The organism is Romboutsia sp. 13368, from assembly GCF_018336475.1.
Classification (GTDB): Bacteria; Bacillota; Clostridia; order Peptostreptococcales; family Peptostreptococcaceae; genus Romboutsia.
On sequence record NZ_CP048741.1, the window covers coordinates 999,514 to 1,000,568 of the forward strand.

Below are 1,055 nucleotides of genomic sequence, written 5' to 3' on the forward strand. Positions count from 1 at the left end.
ATCTATTATAATACCTTCTAGACATATAAATATGCAAAATAATAATCAACAAAATAATAGTTTAAATAAATAATAAGAAAGTGAATCAATTATTGATTCACTTTTTTATTTGATTTGTTCTAATTTATTTGATTTGTTCTAATTTATTTGATTTATAGTTATAATAATATCATACATAAGTAGTTAATATTAAAATTAAGTATTTATAAATATTATAAATTAAGGAGATWTATTATGAATACATTAGAGAATAAAATAAGTATAATAGATAGTATATCCTATGATGGAGTAGACTTTGAGATAATAGCATATAACAATTTAGAAGGAGCACAAAACATAGAAACTGCAATGGGATTATTCTTTGCAAATCAAGTTGGGTTAAAAATAAAGCAAGTTAGAATAAAATTAAATAATAGTACAGTAAAAACAGAAGCAGGAGCACTTTATTATTATAAAGGAAATATAAAATCTAAAAGTAATATTGGTGGTGTTGGAGGTCTTTTCAAAAAAGCTGTGTCAGGAACTATAACAAATGAAAGTGCTATAAAACCTACTTATAGTGGAACAGGGGAAATACTCTTAGAGCCATCATATAAGCACTACTTAATAATGGAATTAAATAATGAAAGTATAATAGTTGATAAGGGAATGTTTTATTGTTGTTCAGAWRATGTAAATGTTAAAGGAACAATGCAAAAAAATATTTCATCTACACTACTTGGTGGAGAAGGACTATTCCAAATTGAATTAAGTGGTTCTGGCGTAGTTATACTTGAATGCAATGTACCTAAGTCAGAGATAGTAGAATGTGAGATAAACAAAGGTGAAGAGTTAAAAGTTGATGGAAACTTTGTAATAGCTAGAACAAAAAATGTAAACTTTAGTGTTACGAAATCAGATAAGAGCTTATTTAGCTCAGCTATAAATGGTGAAGGATTCTTAAATACTTTTAGTGGAGAAGGTAAGGTATGGATTGCACCTACTCAACCTATGTATATAAAAATGGGTGCAACACTTCCAACTAATAATAACTCTATGAATAACCCAACACCTAG

General features: G+C 26.8%; 1 protein-coding gene (running past one end of the window). It reads left to right on the top strand.

Going from position 1 to position 1,055, the window contains the following annotated elements:
- Positions 1-348: 348 nt before the first annotated feature.
- Positions 349-1,055, top strand: partial view of an AIM24 family protein gene (locus G3997_RS04075; RefSeq protein WP_442971238.1) — the 5' portion only. 31 nt of this gene lie beyond the right edge of the window; 707 of the gene's 738 nt are visible here — the first part of the coding sequence; it begins with the start codon at positions 349-351; its stop codon lies off the right edge, out of view.